The sequence below is a fragment of the Streptomyces sp. Rer75 genome (assembly GCF_013414305.1).
GTDB lineage: Bacteria > Actinomycetota > Actinomycetes > Streptomycetales > Streptomycetaceae > Streptomyces > Streptomyces himastatinicus.
This window is the reverse complement of the sequence record NZ_CP058693.1, coordinates 8,599,602-8,609,443: the sequence shown is the minus strand read 5'-3', so window position 1 is coordinate 8,609,443 and position 9,842 is coordinate 8,599,602. Positions and strand designations below refer to the sequence as shown.

Below are 9,842 nucleotides of genomic sequence, written 5' to 3'. Positions count from 1 at the left end.
CGACATGACGACGGGGCGTGCGCACGGTTGAACCGTGCGCACGCCCCGCTCGTTCGCCCCCCCTGCGCGCGGCCTTACATGGCCGCGCCCGATGCGATCAGCTGGGCCCGGGACGCCACATGAGCCTTCGCGAGCACGTTGGAGACATGGAACTTGACCGTCTTCTCGCTCAGGCCGAGACGACGGGCGATCTCCTTGTTGGCCATTCCCTTTCGCACCAGTTGAAGCACTTCGGACTCGCGTGACGTCAGCGGTGCGTGCGTGCGCACCGCCGACAAGTGCCGAGGCAGCATGGCGCGCGTGAACCTGAGCAGCGCTCCGCTGAGGCCGGGAGAGACGTAGCCGGTGCCGTCGCTCGCCCGGCGAACCGCCTCCACCAGTTCCTCCTCGGGGTCGTCACAGTGGACGAGCGCATGCACATTGGCCTGGGTCAAGCCGATCCAGCGCGTGGTCGTGTCCACGTCTCCCACGACGACCAAGGCGGCGTCGATGCTGGTGAGTTCCTGCACATGGCCGATCTGTGACTGCCCCTCAAGCACCACGACATCCGGTACGCACGGATTCACCGCCGAAAGGAGTTCGACGATATCGCCGGCCTCACCGACCACGATGAGTGCGGGATCCTGCTCAAGCGCTCTACGAATACCACGACGCGCGTAGGGATGCGGATCGCATACGATAACTCGCGCCTGTCTTACACCGTTCAACCTGAACGCCCCCTATTAATTTATCCACTCTCCTGTTGCGCGGAATTCACACGGGAGCGAAAAACACATGCCGATGGACCATTCCTGAACCCGGTCGGCGAGATTCGCCTCAACCAGCTCGCATCACCCGGAGAAGAGAACAGCAGAAAGGAATCCGGGCGTGAATGGACAGCATGACGGCGCACTCCCCCGTGCGTTACACCGCTACTGCGTAGTCGCGCGATACTGAACGTCGATCGCGCCCACCGGACACATCTGGGCAGCCACCTCGACCAGCTCATGAAGTTCCTCGGGCGGCTCGGTGATCTGTAGCCGCACCAGGCCCTCCTCGTCGTCCTGGTCGAACACCTCCGGGACGTTCGCCACGCAATTCCCGGAACCGACGCACAGCTCCCTGTTCACCGTGATGCGCATGGTCACCACGTCACCGGCAGCTCGGCCACCCCGAACGTCACCGCCATGGGACGCTGCGGGACGTCGGCCAGGGCCCTCTCGGACCGCAGCTCGGGGAAGCGGCGGGCCAGCTCGAGGAGAGCGATCCGCAGCTCGGCGCGGGCCAGCGGCTGGCCGATGCACTGGTGCAGGCCGAAGCCGAACGCCATGTGCCGGTGCGCCTCGCGCCGCTTCGGGTCGAACTCGTCCGGGTCGCCGAAGACCGAGCTGTCCCGGTTGGACATCGCCAGCATCGCCACGACGCCCTCGCCCGCGCGGATCTTCTGACCGCCGATCTCGGCGTCCTCCAGTGCGAGGCGGGGCAGGCCGGTGCGTACGACGGTGAGGTACCGGAGCAGTTCCTCGACCATGCCCGGCGCCAGGCTCGGGTCCTCGCGCAGGGCCTCCAGGTGCTCGGGGTGTTCGAGGAGTACCAGGGCGGAGAGCCCGATCATGTTCGCGGTCGTCTCGTGGCCCGCGACGAGCAGGAGCATGGCCAGGCTGACGAGTTCGTCCTCGCGGAGCTCGCCCGGCACCACGCGCTCGGCCACAAGCCGGCTGAGGAGATCCTCACCGGGCTCGGTCCGCTTGGCCTTGACGAGGTTTCCGAGGAGGACGGTCAGGGCGCCGAGGGCCTCCTCGACCTCCGCCGGGCCGGACTTCCGGTCCATGATCACGCGGCTGTGATGCTGGAAGAAGTCATGGTCGGCGTATGGGACGCCGAGCAGGTGACAGATCGTCATCGACGGTACGGGCAGCGCGAACTCGTTCATCAGGTCCGCGGGCGCCCCGAGGGAGCGCATCCGCTCCAAGGCCTCGATGACGTCCTTCTCGATCAACGGCTCGATCCGCCGGATGTTCTTGATCATGAACTCGGCGGTCAGCATCCGCCGGAAGCGGCTGTGCGCGTCGCCGTCCATGAAGATGAACAGGCCGGAGGCGTCGTCCTGCTTCGGCGGAATCGGATTCAGCACCGGAAACCCGGGCTTGTACTGATCGGAACTGAAACCCGGGTGCCGCAGCAGCTGCCGCACGTCTTCATGCCGGGTGATGAGCCAGGCCCAGCCACCAAACGGAAGCCGGACCTTTCCGATGGGCCCCTCGAGTCGGTCCAGGTCAGATCCCTTGACAGGAGTAAATGGATCGTCATCCGGACCGATGAACGGATAGGCCGGAAGACCGGCCACATCTATCTCTGCCATGTCCCCCACGGCGTCCCCCATTAAGTCCCCCACTACTTCAACACCTCACAGCGGCATTGGAAAGAGTGGTTCACCCTAACAAGGAGAATGGCCAGGAAACGTCCATTGGTGACGCAGATCACACAAGGAGAAATAAGTCAGATCAAAGGTGTAAATCTGTTAAAGAAAGCCCTCTGCATCAGTAGCATCGGGAGGATCCACGGACTGGCTCCGGCCATGTCCGCGGACACCCTCGTGCCCTCCGGAGCTCAGGCAGCGGCCGAGAACGCGAACCGCACGGCGGACAGCTCTTCCGACAGCTCCCACAGGCGGCGGCAGGTCTCGGCGTCGGAGGCCCTCTCGGCCAGCGCCACCTGCTTCGGTGCGCCGCGCAGCTCGGCCATGCCGTCAGGGCCGATGAACTGCCCGCCCTCCACGTTCGGCGCCGTCGCCGCGTACAGCTGAGAGAGCGCGCCCTGGTCCGGGGATTGGGCGAGCGGGAGGAGAAGGCGACCGAACAGGAACTTCACCATGCCGACCGGCGAACTGGTCTGAAGGTTGGTCGAGGTGTAGCCGGGGTGGGCGAGCACGCTTCGCACCGGGCTGCCGGCCGCGGTGAGCCGCCTGTGAAGTTCCCAGCCGAAGACGGCGTTGGCCAGCTTCGACTGGTTGTAGTACCCCATGGGCGAGTACTTGCGCTCACCGGAGAGGTCGTCGAAGAAGATGGTGCCCTGCCGGTGGTTGGGCGAACTCACCGTGACCACACGGGAGTTGTCCCCGGCCTCCAGCAGGTCGAGCAGCAGACCGGTGAGCGCGAAGTGGCCGAGGTGGTTGGCCGCGAACTGCACTTCGTGACCCTGCGGGCTGAGCGTCCGGGGCGGCGCCATCAGGCCGGCGTTGTTGATGAGCACGTCCAGGTGCGCGCGATCGGAGTGCAGCCGCTCGGAGAAGGCGCGGACCGAGTCCAGGTCGGCCAGGTCGACTTGGCGCACCTCGAGCCGGGCGGCCGGATGCTCCGCGGTGATCTCCGCGACCGCCCGGCGCCCCTTGTCCTCGTCCCGTACGGCGAGGATCACCTGCGCGCCCTTGCGGGCGAGTGCCCGGGTGGTCGCCAGGCCGAGGCCGCTGTTGGCTCCGGTGACGAGGACCACGCGCTTGCTCTGGTCGGGGATCTGCTCGGCGGTCCAGCGCTGCTGATTGCTCATACGGCACAAGCTGCCCCATGTGGCATTCGGTGTCAAGACCGATCCTTGATGCCATCGATGGCATCGGCATATACGATGGAGGGGTGACTACTCGCCCTGAAGTGAGCCTGGCCCAACGCAAGCGTCAGCTCGTCTCGGACGAGCTGACCGGGGCCGCGCTGAAGCTGCTGGCCCGGAAGGGGTTCGATGCGGTCACGGTCGACGAGATCGTGATCGCCGCCGGTGTGTCCAAGCGGACCTTCTTCCGGTACTTCGCGTCCAAGGAGGACGTGGTCATCCAGTTCTTGGCCGAAATGGGCACCGGCATGCGCGCGGAGCTCGCGAGCCGCCCCGCTCAGGAGTCGCCGTCGGTGGCGCTGCGACACACCGTCTGGGTCTCCATCGACGCCTGCGCCGGCCATGCCGACCAGGCGCTGCGCGTGGTGCAGCTGATCCTGGGCACGCCCGCGCTCCGCGCCCGTTTCCTGGAGCGTCAGGCACAGTGGCGCGACGGACTCGCGGCGGAGGTCGCCGACCGGCTGGACCTGGACCCCGCGACGGACCTGTACCCCCAACTGGCCGCCGGAATTGCCCTGACCGCCTTCGACGCCGTGCTGCAACGATGGAGCGACAGCGACGGCGCCGAGGACCCCGCCGCACTGACCGACCGGGCCTTCGCCGTCCTCGCGCCGGCGCTGGACGCCATCGCGTAGGAAGAGGCGGAGGGCGCCTGCGGCCATCCCGATCCGCTCCACCGGCGACGCACCCGTGACGCCGCGAAGGCACGGCCGCGACGGGGCGGGTGCGACCCTGCGGCCACCATGCCTGTGCACATAAAGGTCCGCACTCCGCACCCGACGACGCCGGCGGTGTCCCCGGTGCGCGATCCACGCATGCGGAACGGGGCGGAGGGGTCGGACCTGCGGGGACCGACCGCGCGTGCGTCGGGCTCGGCCGTGGAACCCGGCGCGTCGGCCGTCGCGCGGGCGGTGGCCGGTAACGCGACGGTGGCGGCGGCGCTGGGTGGGTCGCCACCGGGTGCCGGGCCGGGCCCGTCCTGGTGGGCCGGGCAGATGCTGCCGGGCGGGCAAGACCAGATCGGCAACCAGGCCGTCGCGGCTCAGGCGGGTGCGCTGCCCGCAACTCAGCAATTCCCCTCGGCACAGCAAAAGCTCCCGGCACAGCAGCAGTTGACGCAAAAACCGGACGCGAAGAAGCCGGAGCCGAAGCCTGTCCGGAAGGCGAAGGCCCCGCCCGCACCTCGCCCGGACCAGAAGGACACGAAGGACACGACGGACGCCGAGGGCCGCCCCGACAAGGGTGCGAAGAAACAGGAAGCGGCGGGCCCGCGGTCACCGGGTGCGGACCCGAAGTTCCAGGCGTTGAAGAAGGACGTCGCGGCCAAGAAGCAGCGGGTGGCATCGAGCCACCCGCCGCCCGCCGCGGAGGCCGGTGCCGCGCAGGGAGCCGCGGTGCCACCGGCCGACGACCAGGAGGCCCGCGGCAAGGCGGCGCACGCGGAGGACATGGACGCCGCGCAGCCGAAGGAGTTCGACAAGCAGTCGTTCATCACCGCGGTGGAGAAGGCCATCAAGGACCGGGCCCCGAAGAACCTGGACGAGGCCGACAAGTTCGGGGAGTCGGGCAAGGCGGAGGAGGTCAAGACCGAGGTCCAGGGCAAGGTCGGTGAGGGCAAGGACGCCGCGGGCCAGGAGATCGCCGACACCACCGCCGCCACGCCGGAGCCCGCCCCGGACGCCAAGGAGGTCGTGCCGCTGTCGGCGGACGCGGTGCCGGGCAAACCGGGGGCCCCGAACCCGAACCAGGCCGCCCCGGACGCGTTGCCGAAGTCGGCCACGGACATGTCGGCCGGGCCGGACCAGGTCAACCAGCAGATGGCGTCGGCACAGGTCACCGAGCAACAGCTGTCGATGAAGAACTCGCGCGAGCCCGCGTTCGACAAGGCGGTGCGGGACAAGAAGACGATGGAGGCCCACTCGGCGGCGGCCCCGAAGGAGCTGCGTGCCGGCGAGGCCACCGAGCTGAAGAAAGTCAAGGCGACCGCCGCCACGAGCGGCGCGGCCGCGATGGGTGCCCTCCACGCCACGCGGGTCGCCACCGGCCAGCAGGTCACCACCGGCAAGCAGGGCACGAAGGGCCGCGACGAGGACAAGCGCACGAAGGTCACCGCCCTGCTACAGAAGGTGTTCGACGACGCCAAGGGCGACGTCGAGGAGATCCTGTCCGGCCTGGACAAGAAGGTCGACGCCCAGTTCACCAGCGGCGAGAAGCGGGCGAGGGACCGGTTCACCGACGAGCACACCCGGGGCATGGACGAGTACAAGTCCCGCCGCTACTCCGGGTGGCGGGGCAAGGCCCGCTGGGTCAAGGACCTGTTCGCCGACCTCCCGGAAGAGGCCAACCGGATCTACGAACGCGCACGGGACAACTACCTGACCGCGATGCGCCAGGTCATCTCCGACGTCGCCGACACGGTCGAGGGCGAGCTGCACCGAGCCAAGGACCGCATCGCCAAGGGCCGCAAGGACCTCAAGCACACCGTCGACACCCTGCCCAAGGACCTCCGCGCCATCGGCAGGGAAGCGGCCGCGGACTTCCAGGGCAAGTTCGACGAGCTGACGGACACGGTCAACGACAAGGGCACCGAACTGGTCGACACCCTGGCCACCAAGTACACCGAAGCGGTCAAGTCGGTCGACGCCGAGATCGCGGCGGAGAAGGAGAAGAACAAGGGACTGGTCTCCAAGGCCGCCGACGCCATCGGCGGGGTCATCAACACGATCAAGGAACTCGGCCGCCTGCTGATGGGCGTCCTGCGCAAGGCGGCGTCGGCGGTCGGCCTGATCCTGAAGGACCCGGTCGGCTTCCTCGGCCGGCTCATCACCGGTGTCGGCGGTGGGCTGAACCTGTTCATGAAGAATGCCGGCCGCCACCTCCAACAGGGCGTGCTGGCCTGGTTGCTGGGCTCCGGCGTCACGGCGGGCCTCATACTGCCGACGAGCTTCGACGTCCTCGGCATCCTGGTGATGATCGCCGGTCTGCTCGGGCTGTCCTGGCCGAACATCCGCGCCCGCCTGGCCCGCAAGGTCAACCCGAAGACCATGGCGGCGGCGGAAACCGGCAAGGACGCGATCCCAATCGTCGTGGAGGCCAAGAGACGCGGCGTCGCCGGTCTGTGGTCGGACCTGAAGTCGCGGGTCGGGGACCTGAAGAAGGACCTCATCAGCAAGCTGGTGTCCTACCTGCTGCCGACGATCATCATCGCGGGCGTGACGTGGATCGTGTCGCTGTTCAACCCGGCGTCGGCGTTCATCCGCGCCTGCAAGATGATCATCGACATCGTCCGGTTCATCGTCACCCAGGGCCGTCAGATCATCGAGTTCGTCAACACGGTCCTGGACGCCGTGATCGCCATCGCCCGCGGCGGCACCGGAGGCGTTCCGGCGCTGGTGGAACGCGCGTTGGCGCGGTCGATCCCGGTCCTCATCGGGGCCCTGGCCGCGATCCTCGGCATCGGAGGGATCGCGGGCAAGGTCAAGCAGATATTCCAGGCCCTTGCCCGGCCGGTGAACCGCGCCATCGACTGGGTCATCGAGAAGATCACCGGCCTGCTCAGGAAGCTGGCGGCCAAACTCAAGCCCAAGCGGAAGAAGCCCGAGCGCCCGCAAGACCGCCGCAAGCCCACGCGACCGAGAAGGCCGCGCAAACCGGCGAAACCGAAGCGACCGCGCAAGGCGAAGAAGCCGGACCGCCCGAAGAACCGCAAACGCAAGGACCGCCGCACGGACCAGGACAAGCGGCGCGCCCTGGACGCCGCCATCCGCGACGCGAACCGGCTCATCGGCGCCGAGGACGCCACGGTCAAGTCGGTGCGCAAGGGCCTCCCGAGCATCAAGCGCCGACACCGCCTGAAGTCGATACGCCTGGTGAAGAACGGGGAGCTTCACGTCATCGAGCTGTCCATCAACCCGAAGGGCAATTCCGACGAGGCGAACCTGACCTTCCCCTACGCGCTCGGCCAAGCACGGGATTCGATCGAACTCGTGGACGTCGACCACGCACACAGCACCCTGCGCGCGGTCCAGAACGTCACCGAAGAACCGCACCGGGCGGCCTTCATCGTCAATATGATCGCGATCCCCAAGGAAGTAACGAACAACCCCAAGGTCGCCGCTCGATATCTCACCGACGCCTGGGCATCGTCGAAGACGGAGAAGCCGGTGGCGGCGATCAGAACCGCCGTCATCATCGGCGTCAACGCCGCGGAAGGGCTGGATACGAACGACAAGGAGCGCGGCAAGCAGCCGGTCGTCGCCGCCATCAACGCGGTCGATCGCCCACGTGACCTGCTCATGGCCGTGTTCGGGTTCACGTGGACCCCCAGATGGATGGACACCTCCGGAAAGCGCAAGAGGGCGGTGTCGATCGACACGGTGCGCGCGAGGTTCCAGGGCCTGAACAAGGCGGACAAGGAAGCCGCTCTCGCCAAGGAGAGAGCGCAGATGCGCGGCAAGAAAGTGCCCTTTGGCCTCCTCCGGGGCAAGGTGTTCAATTCCCCCTACACCCGCGACGCAAAGGGCTATCTCAGCGAGGTCAACAAGAAGGTCTACGTTCTGCTCCAGGATCCGGACAGTACTGTCTCAGCGCCCGGCGGCCCCGGTGTGCTCGCCGCGTACGACAACATCCTCAAAGATGTCAAGGGCGACCCGATGATGATCATCGGTGGCTACGACTTCGAACGGTTCGACTGGAAGAGGGCGAAAACCGAGTCGCTCACCGTTCAGCTGACGATACTTTCGAACAGGATCGACCGTGCGATCCGGTTCGCGATCGGCAAGCGCCATCCCGACGTGCTGTATCCCTCGGAGCCCAGCACGCTGGTGAAGGTGTGGGAGGCGGAGGTACTCGATGTCTTCCACAGGTTGGACAAACAGGCCAGTAACACGACCCAAAAGGTGCTTCCCTTCGGGATCGGCCCGTCCGAGGGGCACAACTTCCGGAAGTGGCTAAAAGCGCTGTTCAGCGGCCACTTCTCGGTGATCTACGATCCGCGGGCTTCCGTCAGCACCGACCCGAAGCCGGGGAGTCCCGCGCGCCGCCTCATCCGAAGTGCACAGAACGTCATCAACGCCGTCAAGCGGAGAGGTAAACCGGCGTACGCGATTTTCCTACAGTCCCAGACGACGGCGAGCGCGCAAAACCTCGCGGAATCTCTGTTCATGAAGAATCCCAAGATCACGAAGGCAGGGAAGGGACGAATACAGACCGAGATATTCCTTCATGTCGAAAGAGTCATCATACTGATGACGGAGAACCCGGGAATGACCGCGCGGGATCCCCGGATCCGGCAGATTCTCCACGACCTGGCCAATGCGGTCAACGAGTTGAGCGGGTCGACCCTGGCCCAGCGGAACAAGGATTTTGCGAAGTCCGTGGCGTTGGCGCACGAGCTCGCACATGACATCATCTTCGCGCTGACGTCGAGGAAGCTCAGGTCAACCTGGCGCAAACTGGGCCGCGCGCTGCGACAGGCCGAGCGTCAGGGACCAAAGCAAGGCACAGAATAGGGAGTGACGGTTGGTCGATGGCGAGGAGCTCGAACGACTGCGAGCCGAGGCGGCGAGCCGCGAGTACGCCCCGATGGCCCGCCTCGCACGAGCGCTGTATGAGAACGGCCTGCCCGCGGAGCACGTCCTGCACAAATGCTACGGAGTCGGTTTTCCTCGGGAGTTCTTCATGATCGCGGACGCCGACCCGTACGGAACCGACCTGCTCGCGGCGTGGACCAACCAGCCATGGCAAATGGCCGTGCCACTCGACCGAGGTGGACCCGCCGCCCGAGCCGACACCCTCGAGCCGATGGAGCGGCGGTTCCATGACATGGATTCCGATCTGCTGCCGCTGCTGTACCTCGTCCGCCCCGGTATCGACACCGAGGACCACGGCGTGGTGCTGTGCTACCGCCTGACCGAACTGGCGGCGGGCCGACCGACGATCTTCGGCGCACGCCGGGAAACCACCAGCCTCGACGAAGTGACGCGACGTGGCGATTCTCTTCTTGCCGTGCTGCGTGCGCACCACGCGGGGTATCTGCATGAGCTAGAGGAGGAACTCGAGAACTGGGAGGGCAAGGGAGAATACGACACCGTCGACGAGGACGAGGTGGAAGAGGTCAGAGCCCTGGTGGACCGGATAGAGGCCTTCCAGCACGAAGCAGGGATCTGACCGATTCCCGCTGCGGGGACGGTCGCTGTTCAGCGTGGCGCGCCGGTCCGGGAATACTTGTGGTCCGGACGCAGCGGAGGAGAAGGCAATAG

At 66.7% G+C, this 9,842-nt stretch carries 7 protein-coding genes; 3 read left to right on the top strand and 4 right to left on the bottom strand.

Features of this window, described 5'->3' with window-relative positions:
• Positions 1–74: 74 nt before the first annotated feature.
• The 4 genes from HYQ63_RS36995 to HYQ63_RS36980 all read right to left on the bottom strand — a co-directional run bounded on the left by HYQ63_RS36995 (position 75) and on the right by HYQ63_RS36980 (position 3,525).
• A complete protein-coding gene (locus tag HYQ63_RS36995; protein WP_179938052.1) occupies positions 75–608 on the bottom strand; it encodes a response regulator transcription factor in 534 nt (177 codons plus the stop codon).
• Between the two features lie 303 nt (positions 609–911).
• Positions 912–1,121 carry a ferredoxin gene (locus HYQ63_RS36990; RefSeq protein ID WP_179940905.1) on the bottom strand — a complete coding sequence of 70 codons (210 nt, stop codon included), beginning with the start codon at positions 1,119–1,121 and terminating at the stop codon, positions 912–914.
• Between the two features lie 2 nt (positions 1,122–1,123).
• A complete protein-coding gene (locus HYQ63_RS36985; RefSeq protein ID WP_257232382.1) occupies positions 1,124–2,113 on the bottom strand; it encodes a cytochrome P450 in 990 nt (329 codons plus the stop codon).
• Positions 2,114–2,589: 476 nt separating this feature from the next.
• Complete coding sequence (locus HYQ63_RS36980; RefSeq protein ID WP_179938050.1) at positions 2,590–3,525, bottom strand: oxidoreductase; 936 nt, start codon at positions 3,523–3,525, stop codon at positions 2,590–2,592.
• 83 nt (positions 3,526–3,608) lie between these two features.
• On the opposite strand from HYQ63_RS36980, the gene HYQ63_RS36975 reads away from it, so the two are divergent.
• The 3 genes from HYQ63_RS36975 to HYQ63_RS36965 all read left to right on the top strand — a co-directional run bounded on the left by HYQ63_RS36975 (position 3,609) and on the right by HYQ63_RS36965 (position 9,750).
• Positions 3,609–4,217 (top strand): TetR family transcriptional regulator, encoded by a 609-nt coding sequence (locus HYQ63_RS36975; RefSeq protein WP_179938049.1) that lies wholly within the window; start codon positions 3,609–3,611, stop codon positions 4,215–4,217.
• Positions 4,218–4,325: 108 nt separating this feature from the next.
• Complete coding sequence (locus HYQ63_RS36970) at positions 4,326–9,092, top strand: hypothetical protein (protein WP_179938048.1); 4,767 nt, start codon at positions 4,326–4,328, stop codon at positions 9,090–9,092.
• A gap of 10 nt (positions 9,093–9,102) precedes the next feature.
• The gene (locus HYQ63_RS36965) at positions 9,103–9,750 is read left to right on the top strand and encodes a hypothetical protein (protein WP_179938047.1); all 648 of its coding nucleotides are present in this window, start codon (positions 9,103–9,105) and stop codon (positions 9,748–9,750) included.
• Positions 9,751–9,842 lie beyond the last annotated feature (92 nt).